Source organism: Psychrosphaera aestuarii, from assembly GCF_017948405.1.
Lineage (GTDB): Bacteria > Pseudomonadota > Gammaproteobacteria > Enterobacterales > Alteromonadaceae > Psychrosphaera > Psychrosphaera aestuarii.
In genome coordinates, this window is record NZ_CP072844.1 from 2049881 (window position 1) to 2076591 (window position 26711).

27 protein-coding genes and 4 tRNA genes are annotated in these 26711 nt (G+C 39.5%); 16 read left to right on the forward strand and 15 right to left on the reverse strand.

What is annotated here, in order from left to right:
* Window positions 1-50: 50 nt before the first annotated feature.
* The 7 genes from J9318_RS09305 to hemA all read right to left on the reverse strand — a co-directional run bounded on the left by J9318_RS09305 (window position 51) and on the right by hemA (window position 7452).
* The gene (locus J9318_RS09305) at window positions 51-1292 is read right to left on the reverse strand and encodes a DUF819 family protein (protein ID WP_210559659.1); all 1242 of its coding nucleotides are present in this window, start codon (window positions 1290-1292) and stop codon (window positions 51-53) included.
* A gap of 62 nt (window positions 1293-1354) precedes the next feature.
* Complete coding sequence (locus J9318_RS09310; RefSeq protein ID WP_210559660.1) at window positions 1355-2158, reverse strand: tetratricopeptide repeat protein; 804 nt, start codon at window positions 2156-2158, stop codon at window positions 1355-1357.
* A 30-nt stretch (window positions 2159-2188) separates the two neighbouring features.
* Window positions 2189-2548, reverse strand: coding sequence for a SirB2 family protein (locus tag J9318_RS09315; protein WP_210559661.1), 360 nt, complete (start codon window positions 2546-2548; stop codon window positions 2189-2191).
* Between the two features lie 85 nt (window positions 2549-2633).
* On the reverse strand, window positions 2634-4184 hold the full coding sequence (locus J9318_RS09320; RefSeq protein ID WP_210559662.1) for a response regulator: 1551 nt from the start codon (window positions 4182-4184) through the stop codon (window positions 2634-2636).
* A gap of 81 nt (window positions 4185-4265) precedes the next feature.
* A complete protein-coding gene (gene prmC / locus J9318_RS09325; RefSeq protein WP_210559663.1) occupies window positions 4266-5120 on the reverse strand; it encodes a peptide chain release factor N(5)-glutamine methyltransferase in 855 nt (284 codons plus the stop codon).
* Window positions 5120-6205, reverse strand: coding sequence for a peptide chain release factor 1 (gene prfA, locus J9318_RS09330; RefSeq protein WP_210559664.1), 1086 nt, complete (start codon window positions 6203-6205; stop codon window positions 5120-5122). Before prfA ends, prmC begins: the two co-directional genes overlap by 1 nt.
* A complete protein-coding gene (gene hemA, locus J9318_RS09335) occupies window positions 6202-7452 on the reverse strand; it encodes a glutamyl-tRNA reductase (protein WP_210559665.1) in 1251 nt (416 codons plus the stop codon). The genes prfA and hemA overlap by 4 nt, the downstream gene beginning before the upstream one ends.
* A gap of 133 nt (window positions 7453-7585) precedes the next feature.
* Here hemA and lolB point away from each other — a divergent pair, with 133 nt between their 5' ends.
* The 3 genes from lolB to J9318_RS09350 all read left to right on the forward strand — a co-directional run bounded on the left by lolB (window position 7586) and on the right by J9318_RS09350 (window position 10150).
* The gene (gene lolB / locus J9318_RS09340; RefSeq protein WP_210559666.1) at window positions 7586-8188 is read left to right on the forward strand and encodes a lipoprotein insertase outer membrane protein LolB; all 603 of its coding nucleotides are present in this window, start codon (window positions 7586-7588) and stop codon (window positions 8186-8188) included.
* A gap of 36 nt (window positions 8189-8224) precedes the next feature.
* Window positions 8225-9118 (forward strand): 4-(cytidine 5'-diphospho)-2-C-methyl-D-erythritol kinase, encoded by an 894-nt coding sequence (gene ispE / locus J9318_RS09345; protein WP_210559667.1) that lies wholly within the window; start codon window positions 8225-8227, stop codon window positions 9116-9118.
* A 75-nt stretch (window positions 9119-9193) separates the two neighbouring features.
* A complete protein-coding gene (locus J9318_RS09350; RefSeq protein WP_210559668.1) occupies window positions 9194-10150 on the forward strand; it encodes a ribose-phosphate pyrophosphokinase in 957 nt (318 codons plus the stop codon).
* Window positions 10151-10218: 68 nt separating this feature from the next.
* On the opposite strand, the gene J9318_RS09355 is transcribed toward J9318_RS09350, so the two are convergent.
* Together J9318_RS09355 and J9318_RS09360 are read right to left on the reverse strand one after the other, a co-directional pair.
* Window positions 10219-10590 carry a hypothetical protein gene (locus tag J9318_RS09355; RefSeq protein WP_210559669.1) on the reverse strand — a complete coding sequence of 124 codons (372 nt, stop codon included), beginning with the start codon at window positions 10588-10590 and terminating at the stop codon, window positions 10219-10221.
* The gene (locus tag J9318_RS09360; protein ID WP_210559670.1) at window positions 10580-10990 is read right to left on the reverse strand and encodes a hypothetical protein; all 411 of its coding nucleotides are present in this window, start codon (window positions 10988-10990) and stop codon (window positions 10580-10582) included. Before J9318_RS09360 ends, J9318_RS09355 begins: the two co-directional genes overlap by 11 nt.
* Before the next feature lie 290 nt (window positions 10991-11280).
* On the opposite strand from J9318_RS09360, the gene J9318_RS09365 reads away from it, so the two are divergent.
* From J9318_RS09365 to J9318_RS09400, 8 genes are all read left to right on the forward strand, one after another.
* Window positions 11281-11904, forward strand: a complete 624-nt coding sequence (locus tag J9318_RS09365) for a 50S ribosomal protein L25/general stress protein Ctc (RefSeq protein WP_210559671.1) — start codon at window positions 11281-11283, stop codon at window positions 11902-11904.
* 26 nt (window positions 11905-11930) lie between these two features.
* Complete coding sequence (gene pth / locus J9318_RS09370; RefSeq protein ID WP_210559672.1) at window positions 11931-12521, forward strand: aminoacyl-tRNA hydrolase; 591 nt, start codon at window positions 11931-11933, stop codon at window positions 12519-12521.
* Between the two features lie 47 nt (window positions 12522-12568).
* A complete protein-coding gene (gene ychF / locus J9318_RS09375; protein ID WP_210559673.1) occupies window positions 12569-13660 on the forward strand; it encodes a redox-regulated ATPase YchF in 1092 nt (363 codons plus the stop codon).
* 329 nt (window positions 13661-13989) lie between these two features.
* Window positions 13990-14066 (forward strand) — tRNA-Met (locus tag J9318_RS09380).
* A 36-nt stretch (window positions 14067-14102) separates the two neighbouring features.
* A tRNA-Leu gene (locus J9318_RS09385) sits at window positions 14103-14187 on the forward strand.
* 33 nt (window positions 14188-14220) lie between these two features.
* A tRNA-Gln gene (locus tag J9318_RS09390) sits at window positions 14221-14295 on the forward strand.
* An 8-nt stretch (window positions 14296-14303) separates the two neighbouring features.
* A tRNA-Gln gene (locus tag J9318_RS09395) sits at window positions 14304-14378 on the forward strand.
* 157 nt (window positions 14379-14535) lie between these two features.
* A complete protein-coding gene (locus J9318_RS09400; RefSeq protein WP_210559674.1) occupies window positions 14536-15885 on the forward strand; it encodes an OmpP1/FadL family transporter in 1350 nt (449 codons plus the stop codon).
* Window positions 15886-15901: 16 nt separating this feature from the next.
* On the opposite strand, the gene J9318_RS09405 is transcribed toward J9318_RS09400, so the two are convergent.
* Window positions 15902-17146 carry an FAD-dependent monooxygenase gene (locus J9318_RS09405; RefSeq protein ID WP_210559675.1) on the reverse strand — a complete coding sequence of 415 codons (1245 nt, stop codon included), beginning with the start codon at window positions 17144-17146 and terminating at the stop codon, window positions 15902-15904.
* A gap of 196 nt (window positions 17147-17342) precedes the next feature.
* Here J9318_RS09405 and miaB point away from each other — a divergent pair, with 196 nt between their 5' ends.
* From miaB to lnt, 5 genes are all read left to right on the forward strand, one after another.
* Window positions 17343-18773: a tRNA (N6-isopentenyl adenosine(37)-C2)-methylthiotransferase MiaB gene (gene miaB / locus J9318_RS09410; RefSeq protein ID WP_210559676.1), complete on the forward strand. Its 1431-nt coding sequence runs from the start codon at window positions 17343-17345 to the stop codon at window positions 18771-18773.
* An 88-nt stretch (window positions 18774-18861) separates the two neighbouring features.
* Complete coding sequence (locus J9318_RS09415; protein ID WP_210559677.1) at window positions 18862-19956, forward strand: PhoH family protein; 1095 nt, start codon at window positions 18862-18864, stop codon at window positions 19954-19956.
* Window positions 19946-20404, forward strand: coding sequence for an rRNA maturation RNase YbeY (gene ybeY, locus J9318_RS09420; protein WP_210559678.1), 459 nt, complete (start codon window positions 19946-19948; stop codon window positions 20402-20404). The genes J9318_RS09415 and ybeY overlap by 11 nt, the downstream gene beginning before the upstream one ends.
* Before the next feature lie 90 nt (window positions 20405-20494).
* Window positions 20495-21364 carry a CorC family transporter gene (locus J9318_RS09425; RefSeq protein WP_210559679.1) on the forward strand — a complete coding sequence of 290 codons (870 nt, stop codon included), beginning with the start codon at window positions 20495-20497 and terminating at the stop codon, window positions 21362-21364.
* Window positions 21365-21378: 14 nt separating this feature from the next.
* Window positions 21379-22947: an apolipoprotein N-acyltransferase gene (lnt, locus tag J9318_RS09430; RefSeq protein WP_210559680.1), complete on the forward strand. Its 1569-nt coding sequence runs from the start codon at window positions 21379-21381 to the stop codon at window positions 22945-22947.
* Here the strand turns inward: lnt and J9318_RS09435 are convergent.
* The 5 genes from J9318_RS09435 to J9318_RS09455 form a co-directional block, all read right to left on the reverse strand.
* A complete protein-coding gene (locus tag J9318_RS09435) occupies window positions 22874-24031 on the reverse strand; it encodes a MalY/PatB family protein (protein ID WP_210559681.1) in 1158 nt (385 codons plus the stop codon). The genes lnt and J9318_RS09435 overlap by 74 nt on opposite strands.
* A gap of 38 nt (window positions 24032-24069) precedes the next feature.
* Complete coding sequence (locus J9318_RS09440; protein ID WP_210559682.1) at window positions 24070-24423, reverse strand: DUF1428 domain-containing protein; 354 nt, start codon at window positions 24421-24423, stop codon at window positions 24070-24072.
* A gap of 11 nt (window positions 24424-24434) precedes the next feature.
* Window positions 24435-24917, reverse strand: a complete 483-nt coding sequence (locus tag J9318_RS09445; protein WP_210559683.1) for a hypothetical protein — start codon at window positions 24915-24917, stop codon at window positions 24435-24437.
* 139 nt (window positions 24918-25056) lie between these two features.
* Window positions 25057-25716, reverse strand: coding sequence for a CoA transferase subunit B (locus J9318_RS09450; protein WP_210559684.1), 660 nt, complete (start codon window positions 25714-25716; stop codon window positions 25057-25059).
* A 10-nt stretch (window positions 25717-25726) separates the two neighbouring features.
* Complete coding sequence (locus tag J9318_RS09455; protein WP_210559685.1) at window positions 25727-26425, reverse strand: CoA transferase subunit A; 699 nt, start codon at window positions 26423-26425, stop codon at window positions 25727-25729.
* Window positions 26426-26711 lie beyond the last annotated feature (286 nt).

Genomic DNA, 26711 nt, shown 5'->3' on the forward strand with positions numbered 1-26711 from the left:
TGAAGTCATTATATATTCTCTACTTTATCTAAATTATTAGGCATCGACCGTTAACTGGCAATAACCTGTAATATTTGTCCACAAAACCAGGCTGCATAAGTGCCAATAGCATAACCTAACACCGCAAGTAACACTCCTACAGGTGCTAATGCCGAGTGAAAGGCTGAGGCAACAATTGGTGCGGATGCGGCTCCGCCAACATTAGCCTGACTACCCACCGCCATGTAAAACAGTGGCGCTTTAATCAGCTTAGCGACGCTCAACATTAACGTCGCGTGAATAACCATCCAAATCGCTCCTAGCAAAAAGTATAGAGGACTTTCAAAAATGGCCAAAACATCCATCTTTAAGCCTATTGCTGCGATTAAAAAATACAAAAATGCCGAACCAACCTTTGATGCCCCAACCGCTTCTATTTTTCGTAATCGCGTAAAAGACAGAGCGATACCCATGGCACTTGCACTCACAATCATCCAGAAAAATTTACTGTGAAAACTTAATTCTTTACTGTCTGGGTAATGTTCCATCATAAATGGTGTGACGACATCGGAAAAAATATGAGCAACGCCAGTAACTCCAAAGCCCACTGCGCAGATAATCATTAAATCATCCAGATGTGGAATTCTTGCGTGCCTCTTTTGAAACTCTAAAACGCTAGCCTTGAGGTTTTCCAATGCACTGGTATCAGCACCCGTTTTTTCATCGATCGCTTTTGCATTACCCGCCAGTAACAGTAAAACCGCCATCCATATATTCGCCATAATAATATCGACGGCAATCATGGAAGAGAATATAGTGTCACCTACTTCATAAATCTCTTTCATAGCGGCTTGGTTAGCACCGCCACCAATCCAACTTCCTGCAACGGTCGTCATCCCTCGCCAAACATCTTGAGGACCATTGTTGCCAAGTAATTCAGGATAGAAGAACGACAGAATGAGCAGTGCAATTGGACCACCAATAACAATCCCAACAGTACCAGTAAGAAACAGAATAATCGCCTTTGGTCCGAGTTTAAGTATACCCGGTAAATCGACACTTACGGTTAGTAAAACTATACAAGCAGGAAGTAAAAAACGTGATGCAACATAATAAATGTTGTTTGCTGCGTCGGTACTAACTAAACCAGCAGAATTAAAAATAGAAGGTATAAAATAACACAGTAATAAAGCAGGGACATACTTATAGAATGATTGGAACTTAGGGTTCGAGCTCCTACTTGTATAAAATACCGCACCCAAAATTAATGCTAACAACCCCAACAAAGTGGCTTCATTTGTTATTATTGGCATTGAGATTATTCCTTATTATAATTTGGATGCAAGGCTCAAACTACCGAAACTGACATACCTTACTAATGTATCGTATGAATTGGCAGTACTTGTTCTTCTAATTGAGACCTAAAAAAGGCTGCCATAGGATCATTTGGGCATGCTTTTAAAAAGTATTTGATATCGTCTGTTGCGGCTTGATCGCAATCTAATTGTTGTAACACTATCCCTCTATCTCTTCTTTCATAAGGATCCTCAGGTAAAATAGCCATCAGTGTTTCAACACACAACAAGGCTTCCTCATAGAAACCCTCTGCCAATAAACATAGCTTCTGTTCACTCACAATTTCTTTAATTAACTCTTCACTATCAATAGGTTTGGCAAATACAGCTAAACCGTTTAGCATGCTTTCATTCATATCATCGCTAGTAATAATGTACTCCGTCGCGCCTGACATGGAATCAATAACAATAAGCTCGGAATTACTCAGTTTTACAACCAAGGCGATATCATCTTGCAGCTCTGCGATGAACGAGTTGAAGCCTAATTCTCTCAAGAGGTAATCCATCACTATCGCTAAGCTTAGGTGATTACCAGTTCGAGATTCTACACAATAGCTCACAGAGCCTAAGGCTGACTCCGGCAAATCTTGTAAACCTGGACCAGAAAAGGCTAACTCATCAAAAATACTGTCTATCACGTCATACAGCTCTTTCTGAGTTGGCTCTTCAGACACCTGATATCTAGACAAATGAGTCACCATTTCATCCAACGTTTGTTCTAACGCCGTTTTTGAATAGCTAGTTTGCCAGTTTTCTTCAAGTTCAATAAGCTCAAGCAACAAACACTGACCGTATGCGCTTTTTCTAAACCAATTTGCTGACATATTCTCTCTTACTACACTTAAATTGAAAGGTTATGCCAACTTATGAATTGCCATAAATGCGGCCATTATCAGACTGACCGATGCACCAGTTAACATGGCTATTGCACGTTGTTTATTTGTTGCTTTGATTGCAAGCGCAGCAAATACGATATAAGCAATGACAAATAGGACTTTTATGGTGAGCCAGTTTTGCATAATTGGGTACTGTTGAATCACAATGCATAAACCAATGGCCGTCGCGATAAGTAACGTATCAATGATATGAGGTAGGATTTTTAAAACTTTTGGTAAAGACTGACCTGCAATTTGTACTTTATAAAAGCGAAAATAAAACAAAACAACGCTTAATAAAATAAACGTCAAATGAGCGTGTTTTAAAGCGATATACATCTTAAACCCTTAAATAAATTTTATAATTATAAAGCGCGTACTTTGTTGAGTAAGCGATAGTAACAAATTTATTTAATTTTATCTGCTAGCTTTTGTAAACACGTTCAAATTCTTGATCATTTTCTAAAACCAGTTTGATAAGCTCCGGGTCAAACTGCTTTGACGATTCCAATTTAAGATACTGGATGGCCTTCTCGTGTGACCAAGCCTCTTTATATATTAAGGCACTTCTTAACGACTCATATACATTAGCCACTTTAACTATTCTTGCAAATAAATGGATGCTCTTGCCTTTGATAGCTTGCGGGTAACCCGTACCATCCCAATTTTCATTATGTTGATAAGCAACAATAGCAGCATATTGAATAATTTCACTTTTAGAGCCATCTAATATTTCTAAGCCTCTTATTGGACACTGCTTAACCTTTTCCCATTCAATTTCGTCAAGGTCATATTCTTTTTTTAGCAATTCATTCGATAAGGAAATCTTACCGATATCGTGCAAGGGAGCGGCTTTTTTTAACATTTCCAGCTCAGAGTCACCTAAGCCAAACCATTCGCCTAACATGGTTGATAACTGCGTGACTCTTCGGATATGACCACTTGAATCATTTAAGCGTTTCTCAACGGCCCCACCTAATCGCTCGAGCAATTCAGTTTGTGACGAATCAAGTTCAACTTTAAGTTGAATACTCTCGTATGCAATTTGTACATTCTTTGCAAACAATTCAACGAGATCTTTTTGACTTTCGGAAATGTCTGAGGGTAAACCAGATACAAACAACAATGAGTTAGTGGAGTAACGACTGTGACAATAAGCGATTAAGTAGTTGTCTTGATATACGATCGATCTTGATGTGATCGCTTGTTTAAAAGCGTTGTTAAGGTTATTGTCTTTAACAACGCCTAGCTCTGAAACTAACAAGCCCACTTTATCCGCAAACTGCCCTTGCGCTGCTATTACTTTTAAATCATGTTCTTTTTTTCTAGCTGTGCAATTAACCATAAAACTATCAGTGGCGTATATAGCTTGCTCTTCGCCACAGCCTAATACTGAGGTTAATTGCTGCATAACACCCTCAATAAACTGATCCATCGAATGAACATTGAAAATATCTGCGGATGCCGATATTATTTTTCGAAGACCGTCATGACTTTTCTCTAACGCTCGGATATCTCTATATGACCGTAAACCAGACAACACTACGGTAAATAATTTTTGAGCCGTTAGTTCTGTTTTTGATTTGTAATCGTTTATGTCGTAATTAACAATAACTTGCTTTTCTGGTGCCTGACCTGGTTGGCCGGTTCGAAGGATTATACGGACTTTATGATTATTTAATTCGTTACGAATGTAGTTAGCGACATTTAAACCTGCGTCATCCGTTTCCATTACCACGTCTAATAAAACAATGGCGATGTCATTGTGCTGGTTAATAATTTCTTTTGCTTCAGCACCACTATAGGCGCTAATAAACTCAATGCTTTTATCTTGAAAAACAAAATCACTCAGCGCAAGCTTGGTTACCGCATGAACTTCAGGTTCATCATCAACGATTAGTACTTTCCAACAACCAATTGTTTTTACTGACTCAACTTCTGGTGCATCACCTGCAAACAAAAAATCATCAACCATGATAACAGACTCCGTTTAATCTTAATGGTCAACCACGATGCGTACATAGCACCTGTATAGATAATAGACTAAACGCAAACTTTAAAAATAGCCAATTGTTATGCGATCATTTTGACCCAAATCAACAAATGTCTTTATGTTTTTAAACAGGTTTTTATTAAAAGCCTGTCGTACTATAGCGCCTTGGTCGTAACCATGCTCAACAGCTAGAAGCCCTGGCGAGGTTAAGTATTTAGGAGCGTTTGCAATAATATGCTCTAGGTCTGCGGTACCAGACGCCTCAGCAACAAGCGCACTTTTAGGCTCAAACTGCACATCACCTTCAGATAAATGTGGATCTGTTGGATCAATATAAGGTGGATTACTCACTATAACAGCGTATTTTTCAGAGCCTACATTAGAAAACCAATCACTTTGTATGAACTGACAATTTTCAACTTTATTTCGTTGCGCATTTCGACGCGCTAAATTAACTGCGTCGTGATTAAAGTCGGCACCAAGCCAGCTCATCGATGGTAATTCGCTAGCCAAAGCCAAAGCAATTGCGCCTGTGCCCGTTCCTAAGTCTAATCCTCTACTCTGATCGGTAATATTTAGGTTGTTAATTGATTCTAAAACAACTTCAACTAAGGTTTCAGTATCCGGGCGTGGAATTAGAGTGCTGTTATTAACTTCTAAGTCTAATGTCCAAAAGTCTCGGTGACCTATGATATGGGCAACAGGTCGTCCTTTTGCTCTCTCAGCAACTAATTCAAAGAAGGCTGAATATTGAACGTCATCTAGAGTTCTATCTGGCCAAGTAAACAAATATGACTTTGGTTTATTTAAAATATGTAGGAGCAACAACTCAGCATCTAGCTTTGCTGAGTCTGAGATCACTTGGAGAGAATCGGCGGCCAGTTGAATAGCCGCCTCTATTGTAACTAGCTTTGTCACTACTCTTCTGACATCGACGCTAGTAGGTCTGCTTGATATTCAGTCATTAATGGCTGAAGTACACAATCAAGATCGCCCTCAATGATTTCGTTTAGCTTATACAGAGTTAAATTTATACGATGCTCTGATAAACGCCCTTGTGGAAAATTGTAGGTACGAACACGTTCTGAACGATCGCCACTGGCAACTAAATTACGACGCATACTCGTTTCTTCAGCATTGCGTTTTTCATCTTCAGCGGCTTGGATTCGTGCACTCAACACCGACATAGCTTTAGCTTTGTTTTTATGCTGTGAACGCTCATCTTGGCATTCAACTACAATGCCTGTTGGTAAGTGGGTAATGCGAACTGCAGAGTCAGTTTTGTTAACATGCTGACCACCTGCACCTGATGCTCTGTAGGTATCAATTTTTAAATCTGCGGTGTTTATTTCAATCGCTTCGGCTTCTGGTATTTCTGGCATTACTACTACAGTACAAGCTGAAGTGTGAACGCGCCCTTGCGACTCGGTTTCAGGCACACGCTGCACTCGATGTCCACCTGACTCAAACTTCATCGTTCCATAAACATCGTTGCCAGTAAAATGAGCGACGATCTCTTTATATCCGCCATGTTCACCTTCGTTAGAGCTCATAACTTCAACTTTCCAGCGCTTTGATTCAGCATAGCGACTATACATACGGAATAAGTCGCCCGCAAAAATGGCAGCCTCATCACCGCCGGCACCGGCACGTATTTCTACGAAGCAGTTATTGGAGTCATTAGGATCTTTTGGCAGCATAAGTACTTGAAGCTCATCTTCAAGTCGCTCAATTTCTTTTTTGGCAAGTTTGATTTCTTCATTCGCCATTTCTCGCATTTCAGCATCATCTTCTTCCAGCATTAATTTTGCTTCTTCTAAGTCGCTAACAGCTGACTGAAATTGCGTAAATGCTTTAGTAACGTCTTCTAGATCAGAGTACTCTTTAGACAAGGCTCTAAAACGCTCTTGATCTGAAATTACACTTGGGTCGCTAAGTAATGCTTGAACTTCTTCATAACGCTCTACTAGGCCTTCAAGTTTTCTTTCTATTGATTCTTTCATTGGATCCCCAATACGGTTTTCATAATAGCCAACTGTTCACTATTCTGATTCTCTGCAGCTTCTTTAAGCGCTGATGTTGGTGCATGAATCAGTCGGTTTGTTAATTTATTCGCCATTTCAATGAGTACCGTTTCTGGATCATTGCCGGCTTGAATTTGATTTAATGCTCTGCTTAACAGTTCGTCTTTCGTTGCAATACTTTGCGTGCGGTAATCTTTTATAAGGTCAACTGAGTCTAAGGAGCTTATCCAATCGGAGAAAATACTTGCTTTACCGTCTATTATTGCTTCGGCTTCAACAGCGGCTTCACTTCGTGCCTGCATGTTACTAGCAACGATGTCTTGCAAGTCGTCGACTGTATATAAATAGGCATCATCTAATTCAGCAACTTCAGGCTCGATATCACGAGGAACTGCTAAATCAACTAAAAACATTGGCTTATGTTTACGCTGTTTAAACACTTTTTCAATTAAGCCTTTGCCAATAATAGGCAGCGTGCTTGCTGTTGAACTAATAACAACATCTGCTGTTAAAATTTCTTCACTAATTTGACTCAACGTACAAACTTTAGCGCCAAACTGTTCCGCTATGCCTTCTGCTCGACTGAGGGTTCTATTTGCAACTATGATATCTTTCGCACCTTGCTCGTAGATATGTTTAGCCACTAGTTCTATCGTTTCACCTGCCCCAACCAATAATACTTTTTTTCCAGTAAACTCACCGAAAACTTGTTTTGCTAGCGTTACAGCCGCATATGCAACCGATACCGCATTTGTTGCTATATCTGTTTCAGTTCTAACTTGCTTAGCTACTGAAAAGGACTGCTGAAACATTCGTTCGAAGTAAGTTTGTACGGTACCGATAGATTTGGCTTGCTGATAGGCTTGTTTTACTTGCCCAAGTATTTGCGGCTCACCTAGAACCATTGAGTCAAGACCACTCGCAACTCTCATTAGGTGACGTGTAGCCTCTATATTTTGGTGAATGTAAACATGTTGATTCAGCTCGTCTTCACCTACTTGATGAAATTGTGCTAACCAATTTACAACATCTTGTGCTTTTGCTTGTTCACCAAAGCAATAAATTTCTGTACGATTGCATGTCGATAGGATCACTGCTTCATCACAACCTGCATTGCTTCGAATGGTTTTTAACGCTTCTGGCAAACGCTCAGGCGTAAACGCGAGTCGCTCCCGAAGTGCTACCGAAGCAGATTTGTGATTTATTCCTAACGCGATTACGGACATAAAATACTTATAATGATCCAAGATGTGAAAAACACGCAATTCTACGAAAATCGCAGACTTTTTGAAAGCCTGTAACTCGCTTAATTACAAGATATCGTAGTAAAAACATAAAATAACTTTAGCTGAGACTAAAATGACATACTTTAAATCTACCTTTCTAACGATACTAACACTTGTTTTGATCAGTGCGTGTACAACACTACCTGACTCGTCAAGTGCGCTAAAAGTAAAATCTGCAACGGAATTATCACAGTGGACGGCGCGTGGAAAGATTTTATTGGTGTCTGGCAAAGAAAAAGAAAGCGCCTATTTTTATTGGCGACAAGACAGAGATGATTTTCAGTTTACTTTATCGACGTTTATCGGCGTTGATGTACTTTCATTAAAATATGAAAACGGTATCGCCACTCTGAAATTAGACGGTAAATCATATAGTGACAATGACCCCCAAAGATTAGTTGCTCGTTTGACCAACAAACAAATTCCATTCAAAAAACTACCACTGTGGTTATTAGGCTCAGCGGTAAAAAAAGATGTTATTGATCCGATATATATAAATAAAACTGAATTGCAATCTTTTGCTTTTAAGGAGTCTGGATTTAATAAGCAAACTTGGCGCATAAATTACAGTGAACGCGAACCGGTTTTAAAACTAAGATTACCTAAAGGTATGACAATAAAATCTTCTGATTCTCGAATTAAAATCGCCATTTCCAATTGGCAACTCGAAGGTTAAAACAACCTAACTATAGTATTTTAAGGCTAAATATAAATGACAGTGACAAAACTGACGCTACTTTCCCCTGCCAAGTTAAATCTTTTTTTGAATATCAATGGGCAGTTAGAAAATGGTTATCACGAACTGCAAAGTCTATTTCACTTTTTAGACTATGGCGACGAAATGACTTTTATTGCCTCTCCTAATCAAAACAACACCGGCACGGTAAATTTATCCTGCAACATAAAGGCACTTGAGTCGCAAGATAATTTAATCTTCAAAGCGGCAAATAAGTTAAAACAACATGCTTATGATACTGGACTTGCTCGTTGTTCAGGCCTCCCTAATATTCAAATTGATCTAAATAAGAAATTACCCATGGGCGGCGGTGTCGGAGGTGGATCGTCAAATGCAGCAACCACATTGTTAGCTTTAAATAAGTTGTGGAACTTTAATTTAAGCATTCCCATGTTAGAAACAATTGGCCTTAGTATTGGCGCTGATGTGCCGATTTTTGTTAACGGCCAAACGGCCATTGCCGATGGTGTAGGAGAAAAGTTAACTAACTATCCTATAAAAGAAAAATGGTATTTGGTTTTAACGCCAAAACAAAATGTAAATACTGCTGAATTATTTTCTTCACCTCTTTTGCCGCGAAATTCGCCGAAAATACCGCTAGATGAAATTAAATACCAAGGTATTGAATCGCAATTTAAAAATGATTTTGAAAAGTTAGTTTATAATCGTTATCCAAACGTTGCCAAATCATTAGACTGGTTGTTAGAATATGGGCCGGCCAGGATGACTGGCACTGGCGCTTGTGTTTTTGCTGAGTTTGATACTCAGAACGAAGCAAAAGAGGTACATAATCGACTGCCTGTCGACCTGACTGGATTTGTTGCAAAAGGATGCAACACTTCCCCGACGCACCAAACGCTGTTTGGCTAATAATTATTAGAGGTTCGGTTAATTTAGGCTAACCTCATTATAAAACTAAAAGCATTTTTGCTATAGGATATCTCTGTGCCTGATATAAAGCTCTTCGCTGGAAACGCTACCCCAGAACTTGCCGAAATCATCAGTAACCGTCTTGACATCGACCTGGGTAACGCCACTGTAGGCCGTTTCAGCGACGGTGAGATTAGTGTTCAAGTAAATGACAACGTTCGAGGATCGGATGTTTTCATCATTCAATCCACTTGTGCTCCTTGTAATGACAATCTAATGGAATTAATTGTAATGGTCGATGCGCTTAGGCGTGCATCTGCTGGTCGAATTACAGCTGTTATTCCATACTTTGGTTACGCGCGCCAAGACCGACGAGTTCGCTCTGCTCGTGTTCCAATTACCGCAAAAGTTGTAGCCGATTTTCTTTCAAGTGTAGGGGTAGACAGAGTTTTAACTGTTGACCTTCACGCTGAACAGATTCAAGGCTTCTTTGATGTACCCGTTGACAACGTGTTCGGTAGTCCAATCTTAGTAGACGACCTACGTAAAAAAGGTTTCGATTTAGCCGATGATGTTGTTGTTGTCTCGCCAGACATTGGTGGTGTAGTAAGAGCTCGCGCAATTGCAAAACTACTAAACGACAAAGACTTAGCGATAATAGACAAACGCCGCCCGCAAGCTAATGTTGCACAAGTCATGCATATCATTGGTGATGTAAAGGGTCGCGACTGTATTATGGTTGATGACATGATTGATACTGGTGGCACACTATGTAAAGCAGCTGAAGCTCTCAAAGCTCAAGGTGCAAAACGTGTATTTGCTTATGCAACACACCCTGTTTTCTCTGGTAACGCCATTGAAAATTTAAAAAACACGGTAATTGATGAAGTTATTGTTACCGACTCAATACCTCTGCCTGCGGACATTGCCGCATTGCCAAATGTTAGACAACTAACACTAGGTAATATGCTTGCAGAAGCCATTCGTCGACTCAGTAATGAAGAGTCAATATCGGCGATGTTTGATCACTAAACAACGCTAAATGGTTGCAACAAAAAAGCGGCCATGGCCGCTTTTTTAATCAAACAAAATACTATCTTTTATTTGCATTCTAATATGATGTTAGCTGACGTAATTTCTGCCACGTTTTTGTAACCTAACTCTCCTGCACGCAATGCATCATCTGAGGCTATTTGAAAAACATTAATCGTGCCTTCGTCCTGACCGCACGCTTGTGGATACATTAAACCATCGTTACTGCGTTGCGAACATCGAACGTTGATATTGGCAGACGCCAGCTCTGTTTCCATTTGTTGTAATGAGATTCCTTCAGAAAAACACTGTTTTTTGTTTGCATCTTTAAAAACATTTATATAAGTGACTCGTTCGTTTTTATTTCCAGTATCGCCATTGCTGACTGCTTCACACGCAACAAGCACGAGTGCCGATAAAACAAGTAAACTACTTTTCATTATCAATCCTATATTCTGTTGGGTTATCAAACGATGAAAACACATCTGTGCTTTTATTCGAGTTCAAAAACTTGTCATATACAATATCAATAACAACAACTAAATAAACCGATAATAAATAACCGATGAATATAACTGCGGTGGTATTGTCGATGTTTTTAACGAGTAACGAAGATATAAACAGTAAAAAATTAGCAATTATTCCTGAATATAAAAGGCCGATAATACCATCCCGGATATTATCTAGTTTTATAAATGCTGCTGGTAAACTTATCATCGCTACTGCGAGCCAATAATAGTCCGGAATAGTTTTAGGAGCGCTGATAGTTACTTTATAAATAGCAAGCACAACTATTGTTAACATAGGTAAGAGCGCAATTAAACGCAGTAATCTTCGCATGGTATAACTTCTCCAAACGTCAAAGTCTTCTTTGATCTTATTATTATGTTTTCTATTTTTGCATATTAGTTTTAATTTATTTATGCGACAAGAATTTTATTTCCGTTTAATTTGATGCCATAACCATTATTACCTATTAAAGAAACTTCTGAGCAAACATCTTGCTATGCACAAAAATGTTGAGTAAATAAGCGCTTTCAATTAGAATACCGCGCCCCTGATATTTGGGGATATGAGTTTTCTCTTGGTCGCGGGAGAAAACATAAACTTTTTATTTTTTGGAGAATTCCATGTCTGAAGCTATTTATACATTAGAAGCTACAGTTCGTACTGACAAAGGTACTGGTGCGAGCCGCCGCCTACGTCATGCTAACCAAGTTCCTGCAATCTTATACGGTACAGATAAAGACGCGCTTAACCTTGCTTTATCTCACAACAAAGTATGGCAAGCACAAGCACACGAAGGTTTTTACTCGCACATTCTTACTCTTGTTATCGACGGTAAGAAAGAAGAAGTAATTCTTAAAGACGTTCAACGTCACCCGTTTAAGCCATTGATCATGCACTTGGACTTCCAACGTGTTGATGCTAAGCAGAAATTACACACTAACGTTCCAGTTCACTTCATTGGTGAAGAGTCTGTAACTAAGTCTGGTGCTGTTGTTGCTCACACTATGACTGAGATAGAAATCACTTGTTTACCGAAAGACCTTCCTGAGTTCATCGAAGTAAACGTTGCTGATTTAGAAATCGGTCAAACTATTCACATCAGCGATCTTAAATTGCCAGCTGGTGTTGCGTCTGTAGAATTAGCAAAAGGTGAATCTCACGATCTAGCCGTTGTTACTGTACACGCACCAAAGACTAAAGCAGAAGATACTGACGAAGCTTCAGAAGAAGCAGATTCAGAATAATCTGTGTTGAATAGACGTACACTAAAATGAGTACCGATATTCAACTAATCGTGGGCCTGGCTAATCCAGGCCCCGAATACAAATACACCCGCCATAATGCCGGTGCCTGGTTTATCGAAGAACTATGCCGAGCACAAAATGTTACCCTTAAAAATGATCCCAAATACTTTGGTTATACCGGTAAATTACTCATTGACGGTAACGAAGTTCGAGTGCTAATTCCCACCACCTTTATGAATTTAAGTGGAAAATCTGTTAGTGCACTTGCAAACTTCTTTAAAATTAAACCAGAGCAAATTCTTGTCGCGCATGACGAACTAGATATGCCTCCAGGAAAAGTAAAGATCAAACAAGGTGGCGGACACGGCGGCCATAACGGCTTAAAAGACATAATCGCTAAATTGGCGAATAACAAAGAATTTTATCGACTCCGTATTGGAATCGGTCATCCAGGTAGTCGTGAAAAAGTGACTGGCTGGGTGTTGGGCAAAGCCCCTCAAGTAGACCAAGAAAAAATAGATGCAGCAATAGACGAAGCAACGCGTTGCATGGACATTTGGTTTAAACAAGATTTAAAAAAAGCACAGAGTAGATTACATTCATTCAGTGCCGAATAAATTAGCTAAAATAAGCACAACATTGATTTTTATTGTAAGGAACCATCATGGGTTTTAAATGTGGCATCGTAGGCTTACCAAATGTTGGTAAATCAACTTTATTTAATGCATTAACAAAAGCAGGTATCGAAGCTGCAAACTTTCCATTCTGTACTATCGAACCTAATACTGGTGTTGTTCCGGTTCCAGACCTTCGTTTAGATAAACTAGCAGAAATTGTTAATCCTCAGCGAGTCATTCCAACAACAATGGAATTTGTAGATATTGCCGGTCTAGTAAAAGGTGCATCCAAAGGTGAAGGCTTAGGCAACCAGTTTTTGGCCAATATTCGTGAAACAGATGCAATTGGTCATGTTGTTCGTTGTTTTGATGACCCAAACATTGTTCACGTTGCTGGTCAAGTAAACCCACAAGAAGACATTGACGTTATCAATACTGAATTAGCACTTGCAGATATGGATTCAATTGACAACGCGATGTTCCGTAATGCTAAAAAAGCCAAAGGTGGCGACGCAGATGCTAAGTTTGAAATCAAAGTACTTGAAAAGTTAAAGCCTATCGTTGATGAGGGTGGCATGGCCCGCTCTGTTGAGCTTACGAAAGAAGAATTAGCAGCAATCAGCTACTTAAATCTACTCACTATGAAGCCAACTATGTATATCGCAAACGTTGCAGAAGATGGATTTGAGAATAATCCGTTTTTAGACAAGGTTCGAGAGATTGCTTCAACTGAAAATGCGGTTGTTGTTGCGGTTTGTGCAGCCATCGAGTCAGAGTTATCTGAATTAGAGCCGGAAGATTTAGCCGAATTTATGGAAGATTTAGGTTGGGATGAACCTGGTTTAAACCGAGTGATTCGTTCTGGTTATGAGTTATTAAGACTGAATACATACTTTACTGCTGGTGTAAAAGAAGTAAGAGCTTGGACATACACGTCTGGTTCTACTGCGCCACAAGCCGCTGGCAAAATTCACACTGACTTTGAAAAAGGCTTTATTCGTGCCGAAATCGTTGGTTACGATGATTTTGTTGAAAATGGCGGTGAATCTGGCGCAAAAGAAGCTGGAAAATGGCGCCTTGAAGGTAAAGATTACATCGTTAAAGACGGCGACGTTATACATTTCCGCTTCAATGTTTAATCTTTAGTTTAAATATTATTTTTCACAAACAAAGCCTTCTTATTCTGAAGGCTTTTTTTTTGAACAAATGCCGAGCTTTATACGTAACACAATTATCGGCTGGCTAAACAAGTTCCGTTTTTAATGATCTAGATTTTATTTTAATAGTTAATTTTTACGTTAAAATTTCGTTGAAAACGTCTCTTTTTATACAAAAAACCACCGAGTTGAACAAATTAAAGCCAAACGATACGTTAAGTGACATTTTCTTTAAAAAAGCAGTTGACGACAAAGGGTCGCATCAGCATAATACGCCACATCGCTTGAGGCGGTAATCGAAACAACGGAATGGCTACGTAGCTCAGCTGGTTAGAGCACATCACTCATAATGATGGGGTCCCCTGTTCAAATCAGGGCGTAGCCACCACTCGATTACACTACCAAACCTCAAGGCAAAAAATTTGCGGGAGTGGCGGAATTGGTAGACGCGCTGGATTTAGGTTCCAGTATCTTCGGGTGTGAGAGTTCAAGTCTCTCCTTCCGCACCATATTAAGACATGTTTTCACATGCAAAGTTTAGTTGGGATATCGCCAAGCGGTAAGGCAGCGGGTTTTGATCTCGCCATTCCCAGGTTCAAATCCTGGTATCCCAGCCACTTATTGTTGGAGTATCGCCAAGCGGTAAGGCAGCGGGTTTTGATCTCGCCATTCCCAGGTTCAAATCCTGGTACTCCAGCCACTATTTAAAGCCTCGCAATGCGAGGCTTTTTTCTTTCCTAAATTTGTAACCATTCTTCCACTTTATATTTACTTTGCTTTTTATGTATTTTTCTTTACGATATTTTTAAATGTGTCATACACTTATTTGAATATTAGATTCAGGGAGCATAATAAGTTTGCGTAATACAATTATATCTAGTGTCTTGTTTGGCCTTTTTGCTACTTATACTTCAAATAGCAATGCTGATGAATACCATTACAAAAACATACTCATTGGTACTAAGGCCATTGGTCTTGGTGGCGCTTTTACTAGTATCGCAGACGACATGTCCGCTGTTTTTTACAACCCTGCTGGATTATCAAGATCAAAACTAAACAACTCCGCTTCGTTGAGCACTTTTTCCTGGGAATCTAGCGAACTCAACGATGTTTTTTCAAACAAAGCTAACTTTTCTCGTTCTTCTTTTTCAATTATTCCGAGCTTCTTGGGAACCGGTAAAAATACCGACCTTTGGCATTGGAGTTTAGTATTTGCGGTATCAGATTTATCAACTGAGCGTAACTTTTCACAAGTAGAGGTACCGTTTTTATCTGAAACTGGTGCTGAAATTGGTAGGCAAACCGAGTTTGGCAATATCGATCTTGATAACGCTTCTTATGACCTAGGCATAGGAGGCGCGCTAAACATTAATAGCAATTGGTCTTTTGGTGCATCAGTGATTGCCAAATATAAGCAATTTGAGACTGTACAGGGCTCGGGTATTGATATTGCGATTCCGGTACCGTCAGGCTTGCTTAAAAGTGGTTTTACAGCCACAAGACGTTTAAAAGATGAAAATATTATAGCCACACCTCAATTGGGATTATTATACAAAAGTGACGGTTTTAATTGGGGGTTAAAGTTTGCTAAAGACATCGCCCTAAATCGCAGTTTTACTGGTAGCCATCAAATTACGGTATCGTCACTAGTACCTCTTCCTCCATCAGTAAAGACATCAAGTGTCGGTACAGTTACTGGTACAAAAAAGCAAGAATACGGTACAAACGTTTCCACCGGTTTTTCATCTATAGTCAGTGATTTACTGGTTAGCTTTGACGTTGACTATTATTCTGCGGTCAATGTCGAGGAGTTTAGTATCTCCTCCACGCAACCGCCGATAAATAGAGATTTAAAAAAAGTTATTAATTACTCTATTGGATTTAGCTACCCATTATCTGACGAAAACTTGCTTAGGTTTGGTATTTTTACCGATAATTCAAATGGCGAAATAGATATCAGTCAACCTTTTCAACGAATGGAGGTTGTAGACATGGTTGGTTTTAGCCTTGCCGTTAATACCAATGCATTTGGTTTCCCGCTATCTATTGGTGGTTATTACAAACATGGTGAGGGCCAAGTGAGACTTGCTGATATTCGAGTGGTTGAAGACATAGTCGGCATGCAACTTTACCCAATGGCAAACGATAATGACATTAGTACCATGAAACGTGACTCTTTTGTACTCTACATAAGCGCCAACTTTTAAGACGTAAGTGGTTAAGCTAAAACCCTAATGCCTTTTTCATTACTGCTACTTTGGCTTGCGGAAATAAATTTGCGGTGTTTAACAAAATACTTCTAGCAGACTTATGTATTGTTTTTTCATTAGAAAATAAGTGATAAAACGTATCCATAACCGAAGACATTAGAAGGCTGTCTGCTTTTCGTTTTATATTGTATTTTATCAACGCTTTATCTAACTCAGATGTTCCTGACTTACCATTATTTAACAGGGAGTCATCAGATAAATCTAAACTGCTGAGCAACGACAATAACTGTGCATTGTCTTTAAACCCTAAATTAACACCTTGACCGGCGAGTGGATTAATTGTGTGGGCAGCATCACCCACTAATACAATTCGATTGTTATAATATCGATTAGCTTGACGCCGAGTTAATGGGAAAGATGCCGTTTGTTCAATATCAAAGTCACCGGGTAACTTTGGAAAAGTCGCTACTATTTGTTTTTTTAACGATACAAAGTCTAGTGCTTTTAATTCTTCAACTTTTTCTTTGCTGTCATACCAAATCAAACAGGCGTAATTGTCGTTTAAAGGCAAAAAGGCTTTAGGCCCACTGGGTTGGAATTGCTGCCAAGTTATATCTTGTTCTTCAAATCGAGTATTAATAGTAATACTAAAACACTGTTGTTGATAATCCCAGCCAGAGGTACCAATATTGGACAACTGACGAACTTTACTATTAGCGCCATCTGCGCCGACTAGCAAATGACAAACAATATCTTGTTCGCCCGCACCATTAATCAATCGGACTTCGGTTTGATTAGTAGGCAATGACATTATCTTTCCAAGATGACAACCAAATACGACTTCAATATTAAATTGACTTTGTTTGATTGCTTCATATGCGGCTAACTGAATTGCTTCGTTACGTACTAGAAAACCTAAATGGCTTTCATTAATATCTGCGGCACTAAATTCTACCGTTGGTGCGCCCTGCTCCCACGTGGCTAGTCTCTTAAACTGGCACATTGCTTTGGGTTCAATTTTAGACCAACAGCCAATACCCTCTAACCAGTTTTCACTATACCTGTTTATTGCTGAAACCCTCAATGGTGGCTTAGCTAGCCAAGAGACCTCTGGTTTTACATGCTCCACCAATAACACTGATTTACCTTGTTTACCAAAGCCTAACGCCAGAGAAGCGCCAACCATTCCGCCGCCTATAACAACAACGTCATATTCTGTTTTATTTAGTGTATTTAGATTGGACTCTGGAAATTCCATGCAGTTTCTCAGTTGTTTTAGCTCGTTTTATTATGCCAGAAACATCAATAACACCAAGGTCTTTAAGATAATTTTCTTTAATCAATTTATGCTGTTGCCATTTAGTGGATTGAATTCACTTTCAGTTCTATCGTTTTCACTGTAAAATACGCGACCTTTTTATGAACAACTTTTCCATACGATTTACGAGAGAAGAATGACAAAAAAACTACATATTAAAACCTGGGGCTGTCAAATGAACGAGTACGACTCGCAGAAAATGGCAGATCTTTTGGATGACAGTCATGGATATGAGTTTACTGAACAAGCAGAAGATGCCGATGTTATTCTACTGAATACCTGTTCTATCCGTGAAAAAGCACAAGAAAAAGTATTCCATCAACTAGGTCGTTGGAAAAATCTTAAAGCTAAAAAGCCTGACTTAATTATTGGTGTTGGTGGCTGTGTTGCCTCACAAGAAGGTAAACACATACGTGAGCGTGCTCCATATGTTGATATGGTATTTGGCCCACAAACATTGCATCGCCTTCCAGAAATGATTGAACAAATCAAAAAAGGTGACGGTGAATCAGTCATTGATATTTCATTCCCGGAAATTGAAAAGTTTGACCGATTACCACAACCGACGACGGATGGTCCGAGCGCATTTGTCTCGATTATGGAAGGATGTAGCAAGTATTGTACATTCTGTGTTGTACCTTACACTCGTGGTGAAGAAGTATCTCGTCCAGTAGATGATGTTATTTTTGAAGTTGCACAACTTGCTGAGCAAGGCGTTCGCGAAGTCAATTTACTTGGCCAAAACGTAAATGCATTTCGTGGTGCCACACACGATGGCGACATCTGTCATTTCAGTGAATTATTACGTTTAGTTGCATCAATTGATGGTATCGACAGAATTCGTTACACAACGTCACATCCGGTTGAATTTACTGATGATATTATCGCAGCCTATGAAGACGTTCCTGAATTAGTGGATCACCTTCACTTACCTGTTCAATCTGGTGCTGACCGTATATTAACGCTTATGAAGCGCGGCCACACAGCCATTGAATACAAGTCTCAAATTCGTAAGCTACGTAAAGTTCGCCCGAATATTAGTATGAGCTCTGACTTTATTATTGGTTTCCCTGGCGAAACAGCTGAAGATCACGCAAAAACAATGAAATTGATTGAAGACATTGGTTACGATCATAGCTTTAGCTTCATATACAGCGCACGCCCTGGTACTCCAGCGGCTGACTTACCTGATGATGTACCAGAATCAGAGAAAAAAGAGCGTTTATACGAACTACAAAATTTAATTACCCATCAAGCAATGCAAATTTCGCGTTCAATGTTGAATACTGAACAACGAATTTTAGTTGAAGGTCCGTCAATAAAGAATCCAATGGAGCTTCGCGGACGTACTGAAAACAACCGTGTCGTTAACTTTGAAGGTCCACACACCTTAATCGGTGGTTTTGCTGATGTTAAAATCGTAGACGTCTACACTAACTCATTACGTGGCGAGTTTATTCGTGGCGAAAACGAAATGGGTCTACGTCAAGAAGTTGCACCGTCGGACATTATTGCAAAACGACAAACGAATACTGATGAGCTAGGTGTTGCCACTTTTGCTCCTTAGATTTATATTCGTAGTATTGGTTTAATATCTTAAAGTGCCATGATTCGTCATGGCCTTTTGCTTATATAATTCAGGGGAATAAAACAAATTGCCTAAAAAATTGAACAGTGTGGAATTATTTTTAGAGCCAGCAAACAAAGATCGTCTGGCGTCATTAATCGGCCCTTATGATGACAATATTAAACATATTGAGCGACGTATGGGTGTTGAAATAACCTACCAAGGCAATAAGTTTAAAATCGTTGGCAACCCGGCTAACGTTGTTGCGGTTAATGAAGTTCTGAAAGATTTGTACATAGAAACCCAGCCCGATCCTAAAGAAAAAAATAAAGTTAAAGCCAAAGAGCTTTTACCCGACCATATTCACTTAGCGTTGCAACAGTCAAAAATCTTGGATCAAGAGATTGAAGGTTATGACAATGAAGTTGTTATTCGTACTCGAAAAGGCAACATCAAGCCTAGAAATAGCAATCAAGTTGAATACGTTAAAAATGTACTTAATCACGACATTACATTTGGTATAGGTCCAGCTGGTACAGGTAAAACCTATCTTGCCGTAGCTTGTGCGGTTGATGCACTTGAACGTCAAGAAGTAAGGCGTATTTTGTTAACTCGTCCAGCCGTGGAAGCGGGTGAAAAACTTGGCTTTTTACCTGGCGATTTAAGTCAAAAAATAGACCCATATTTACGTCCTCTTTATGATGCCCTATTCGAAATGTTAGGCTTTGAAAAGGTTGAGCGACTAATTGAACGTAACGTTATTGAAGTAGCGCCGCTTGCTTACATGCGCGGTAGAACGCTAAACGACGCTTTTATTATTTTAGACGAAAGCCAAAATACCACCGTTGAGCAGATGAAAATGTTCCTTACTCGTATCGGCTTTAACTCAAAAGCAGTGATCACCGGTGATATAACTCAAGTTGACTTACCACGCGGAGCAAAGTCTGGTCTGCGTCACTCGATTGAAGTGTTAGCTGATGTAGAAGATATTAGCTTTAACTTCTTCAAAGCCGATGATGTCGTTCGACATCCCGTTGTGGCGAAAATCGTTATGGCCTACGAGAAGCAAGAAGAACAAGAACGTAGAGCTAAGGCTGAACGAGAACAACAAGCTAAAGAAAAAGCTGAGCAAGAAAAAGCACTTCGTGAAGCGGCTTTAAAGGATATTAATCGTGAGCGTTGAACTGGATTATCAAAATGTCAGTACTGATAAATCAGTACCATCAGAGCAACAATGTTTAGCTTGGTTAAATGCTTTTTTACCACAATTCAAAGATTTGTCTGAATTAACGGTTCGTATTGTTGATGAAGATGAAAGTCAGCAACTTAACAGTGACTATCGAGGAAAAGATAAACCAACTAATGTTTTGTCTTTTCCCTTTGAGGCACCGCCGCATATTGAGTTGCCTTTACTAGGCGACTTAGTGATATGTGCTCAAGTTGTTAACAAGGAAGCCGTCGAGCAAAAAAAATCATTTGATGCACATTGGGCTCATATGTTGCTTCATGGAACCTTGCACTTGCTCGGTTACGACCATATCTCTGATGCCGATGCTGATGAGATGGAAGGCTTAGAAATCGAAATATTAAACGAAATGGGCATTGAAAACCCTTATTTAGAAACTGAATAAACTTAATAATAATCTAATTGACATTTTGTATGGTTATCTAACAAAATGGCAATTGTTGTGTTTAATAACTATAGGAACATTCTGACTAGAATGAGTGACGACAACCCACATAGTAGCAACGGTTCATCGAATAAAGGTTGGATAGAGAAACTTGGCCAGCTCTTTACTGACGAACCGAAAAGCAAAGAAGACGTAGCCAATATCATTGATGTTGCTGCGCAAAATGACCTAATCGATCTAAATACTAAAAATATGATAGACGGTGTAATGGAGATCGCTGATTTGCGGATCAGAGATATCATGATACCTAGGTCCCAAATGATTACTCTCGATTTGTCTGATACACCTGATAAATTTATTCCATTAATGATCGAATCTGGCCACTCTCGTTTTCCTGTAGTCACCGAAGACAAAGACCATGTTGAAGGGATATTATTAGCAAAAGACTTATTAAGTTTGCTAACAGACCGAGAGCAAGAGATTGATTTACAGTCTTTATTACGCCCAATTGTAATTGTTCCAGAAAGCAAGCGGGTTGATACGCTTCTCCGTGAGTTCAGACTAAATCGTTATCATATGGCAATAGTTGTAGACGAATATGGCGGCGTTTCTGGTCTTGTTACAATCGAAGATATTTTAGAGCTAATTGTTGGTGAAATTGAAGATGAGTTTGACTCAGAAGACAATCAAACCGATAACATTCGTAAAGTGTCTAAACACGTTTATATGGTACAGGCACTAACAGAACTGGACGACTTTAATGAGTTTTTCAAGTCTGACTTTGACGAAGAAGAAGCGGATACCATTGGCGGTATTGTCTTACACGAATTTGGTCATATGCCGGAAAAAGGTGAAGAAGTTTTAATTAATAATATTAAATTTAAAGTTCAATCTTCAGATACTCGCCGAATCCAGCAACTTATGGTGACCCTTCCAAAGAAAAAAATAACCAAACCATAATGGATTTTTAAGGCATGGAAGCGATAACGCTAAAACGTTATATTCCTGTTGGACTTATGTCGCTAGGTGTTGCAAATACCCTAGCGTACTCTCCCTTCCAAAATTGGTGGCTACCTTTTGTCACTTTATTTTTTTTAATTGCAGCAATTACCAGTGCTAACACAGCAAAACAAGCTGCAAGATATGGATTTTATTACGGCCTAGGTTGGTTCGGTGCTGGTATTAGTTGGGTACATGTTGCCATCGCCGATTTTGGCGGCTTACCCTTAATTGCATCTGTCTTTCTTATGGCTTTATTAGTCGGTTACCTTGCTCTTTTTCCAGCTTTGGCATCTTGGTTAACATTTAAAAACTTAAAAAGATTTCAACTTTGGGGTTTTCCCGCATTTTGGCTTATTGCCGAGTTTCTTCGCGCTATACTATTAACCGGTTTTCCATGGCTGTCTCTTGGCTACAGCCAACTTGAGGGGCCGTTTAGATCTCTGGCACCTATTGTTGGCGAATTTGGCCTACAAGCTGTTGTTGCCGTTATGGCGGTATCAGTTTATCAATTTATTTCTAAAGCTAGACAAGCGTTAGGTCGTAAAATAGATGGCTTAGCGATTACCTTAATAATATTCATTCTGGGTTTAAGTATTTATAGTACTCAGAAAGATTGGACCGGAGAGTTAAAACGAACCGTTCGTTTAGCGTTAGTTCAAGGGAATATAGAACAAAGTATAAAATGGCAGCCGGAAAACGAATTGCCAACGATGGAAAAATATCTGTCGATGTCGACAGACTTTTTTAGTCAACACGACCTGATCATTTGGCCGGAAGCGGCCATTCCAAGACTAGAAATACTGGCAAATGACTATTTACGTGAAGTTGACAAGCTGGCAGCTGAAACAAATACCGCATTAGTTACTGGTATTGTTGATTATCAACCAGAAACGAACCTTGCGTATAATAATATTATTGTACTTGGTAAAAAACGCGCAGATGATCAATTTGGCCATTATAGCTACTTGCACAATAACCGCTTTAACAAACACCACTTGTTGCCAATTGGTGAGTTTGTTCCCTTCGAAAGTGTGCTTCGCAAGTTAGGCCCAATTTTTGATTTGCCAATGTCGTCGTTTTCTCGAGGTTATTATCAACAAGACAATTTGATTGCACAAGGCCTAAAGATCAGTCCGGCGATTTGCTTTGAAATAGCATTTTCAGAACAAGTCCGAGATAACTTGTATGATAACAGTGACATCATTCTTACCGTTAGCAATGATGCATGGTTTGGAGCGTCACACGGCCCTTGGCAACATTTACAAATTGCTCAAATGCGCGCGCTTGAATTTGCAAAGCCGGTTGTCCGAGTAACCAATAATGGAATTACCGCTATCATAGATCAAAACGGCGAAATAATTAGTCTTTTACCTCAATTTAAAGCGGCCGTATTGAGCCATAAGCTCGATATATATGAAAGTAATACCATCTATCGAGAATTCGGTAATTCCATCGCATGGTTCGGTGTTATTTTAATATTGTTACTTTCTTTAATCGCTCAACGGCTTCAACCAACATCTCTCTTGAGCAAGCAAAGTTAATTCTCGCAAATTGAGGCCAACCAAAGTCTATTCCCGGCGACGGCCCTAATCCTAGTGATTCTAAATAAAGCTGTAAGTTTTTGCGATTAAGCCCACTGCAATCTATCCAAGCTAAGAATGTCGCCGCTGAAGGATGATAAGTCAAACCAGCAATATCCTTTATTTGCGAAGCTAAATACTTTTGATTTTCTCGTAAATATTCAAGTTGCTGTAAATACCAATCATCACATTCGTTAAATGCCACCGTTGTTGCCAACACACCAAAATTATTCGCTGACGGCGCAATTCCCTGTCCTGCAGCTTTAAATTTTGCACGGGTTTGTTTGTCTTGAATTACCGCAAAGGATACGCCAAAACCAGCCACGTTAAAGGTCTTACTTGCGGCCATCAATGTCACTGCCTGTTCGCCTATTTCAGTTAAACTACCGGCTGGAATATGTACTTGGCTTTGTTCTAAAATTAGATCGGCGTGAATTTCGTCTGAGCACAACTTTACATCGTGTTTTAGGCAGATACGTTGAATAACGTCTAGCTCAGCACGAGTGAATACCGAACCACAAGGGTTCATGGGATTACACAATAAGAACAATTTTGTACTAGGCTTCGCGGCTTTTTGTTCTAACTCGTCTAAATCTAGTTGCCAACGACCATTAATGAAACTCGTTGATATCGTTTCTTGAATGAGGCTGTTTGATAATGGCGCGTTGAGCAACGGCGGATAATTTGGCACTTGAACCAACACGCCATCTCCTGGTTTGCAAAAGGCCTGACACATCATATTAAAGGCGGGCACGACACCGGGAGTCCAAACAATCCAATCGGACTGCACCTGCCAATTATACTGTTTGAATAACCAACGTTGTATGGCCGGAATCGCCGCTTCATTTTGGTACGGGTTATGATAGCCAAATACACCATGCTGTACTCTTGATGTTAAAGCTGAAATGATTGCTGGTGCGCATTCATACTCAGAGTCAGCGACCCATAAAGGTAAAATATCTCTATTGCGATACTTTTCCCACTTTAAGCTGTTGGTATCTCGGCGGTCGACATATGGATTAAAGTCACCCGTTTTAATTGCCATGCTTTACTGCCTATTGTTTACTAACGTAAAAAACCACTTTATTCATTTACAATAACTTCAAATCCGCCGTAGATAAGTCTTGCGCCGTCAAAAGGCATGTCACTAAATAGGCCTTCTAAATCTTTATCTTGTTCTATTGCTGGCCACGCAGTTTCTCTGGCGACTTTATCTGGCCAGATTATCCATGAAAATACCACTGTTTCATCTTTTTCACATTTAACCGCAAGAGAAAAAGAAGTCACCTTCCCTTCCGGCACATCATCGCCCCAACATTCTACTACTGATAGTGCGCCATGTTTTTTAAATGCTTGTGCTGTTCCTTTAGCAAACTCGATATACTCTTGTTTTTTAGCTGATTTTACCGCAACTATAACACCGTCAATATATCCCATGAACATTGTCCTTATTCTGCATTATTTAATGTTCTACCTAAAGGTAAGTCTGAACATTGATGTTGTTTCATACTATTGTTATTGAGTAACTCTACAAGCTTTATTTCGGCGGCTGCATCCGGTAGGACGATCAACTTTATTACTCGTGCTACTTCGATTGCACCACTACAATGGTTGGATTTCTTTTTACTCATAATTAATTGTGGCTCTATGTTCCCAACCACATAGGCGCCTAGTAACAAACCTTTAATTGGATCACTTACATTCTGGTGCGTTAGCCAAGGTGTATTTTCTGGACTGACTTCAACCAAAACATCTTTGCTTGTCTCTGCAAAGTTTAATATTTTCCGAACGGCGGAAAAACCAGTCTCAGATATAGGAGCTTGCTTGTATTCTGAAATAAGATTTAATACTTGCGACTTACTAATAGTGTGGTCATCCTTGCCAAAAGCACTCACTGACAGCATTAATAAAATTAATAATAAGCTACGCATAATTGCTCCTGTTTAACCAAATGTTTAATAAGTGTAGTTAATTTAACTCAAGAAGAGCAGGAAATAAAAAAACCAGTGAATTATCACTGGCTTTTACGAATTAACTTAACGTAAGCACGATAAAATACGCGTTAGAACTTTACGCGAATTGCATTTCTTTTACGTCATCAGGTACAACAAGCTTACCTGCCGTTTTTTCCTTTATTTCTTCCACCGACACGCCGGGCGCTGTTTCACGTAATACAAACGCGCCATCTTCCACCTCAAGTACGGCCAAGTCAGTCACTATTTTAGTAATACAGTTAACACCGGTAAGAGGGAGTGTACATGACGATAATAACTTTGATTCACCGTGTTTATTTGCGTGTGTCATGGTAACAATTATGTTCTCGGCGCCTGCGACCAAATCCATAGCACCGCCCATGCCTTTTACTAACTTGCCTGGGATCATGTAACTTGCAATATTGCCAGCTTGATCTACTTCAAACGCCCCCAGTACAGTTACATCAACATGCCCACCACGAATCATTGCAAAACTTTCTGCCGAGCTAAAAATAGCAGCACCTGTTGCAGTTGTGACTGTCTCTTTACCAGCATTAATCATGTCCGCATCAACTTGATCTGCGGTTGGGTAAGGCCCCATACCTAACAACCCATTTTCAGATTGCAACATTACTTCAATGTCATCAGGCACGTAGTTTGCTGCCAATGTTGGGATACCTATACCTAAATTTACGTAGTCACCGTCATTAAACTCTTGTGCCACACGCTGAGCGATTTGTTCTCTTGATAAAGCCATGGTGTACTCCTTAATCTCGTGTGGTTACTTTTTCAATTCGTTTTTCAAATGACCCTAAAATAACACGGTCAACATAAATGCCTGGAGTCTGAATTTGAGATGGCTCAATCTCACCCGGCTCAACAATTTCCTCAACCTCAACAACAGTAATTTTTCCAGCTGTTGCCGCCATTGGATTAAAATTTTGTGCCGTATGGCGGTAGACACAATTGCCATATCGGTCTGCTTTCCAAGCTTTAACAATGGCAAAGTCACCGGTGATGCTTTCTTCTAATATGTAGTTTCTGCCGTTAAATTCGCGAACTTCTTTACCTTCACCAACTAATGTTCCATAACCTGTTGCAGTATAAAACGCTGGGATCCCGGCACCGCCAGCACGCATTTTCTCGGCTAGCGTGCCTTGTGGAGTAAGTTCAACTTCAAGCTCACCATCTAATAATTGCTTCTCAAACAATGCATTTTCACCTACATACGAAGACACCATTTTTTTTATCTGCTTGTCTTCTAGTAAAATGCCTAAACCAAACCCATCAACACCACAGTTATTGGAAACTACAGTTAGGCCTTTGGTACCTTTGTTTTTAATTTCAGCAATTAAGCCTTCTGGAATTCCACACAAGCCAAAGCCACCAGCGATAACCGTCATATTATCTTCTAGTCCTGCCATTGCTTCGCTGTAACTGCCCACTACTTTGTCAAAACCTGACATAATTCTCCCCTTCGCTAATCACTAATGCGACTGATTTTTAGTTATCTATTTATCTGACTTATACTGGCATAAAGCCGACTAAAACACTTCTATTTATTAACTTGAATGAATAAAAAGAAGCCAGTAAAGAGTAAACTCTATTTGACACTATCAAAAGTGGTAACCGGCTGATTCACAACGATTAGACGATAATCATATCAAGCGGTCAATTTTACTTTAATGCCCTAATTACACTAACCAACCTGTACTAAGGTAGTAGTATTTTACATTTATGACTTTGTTAACA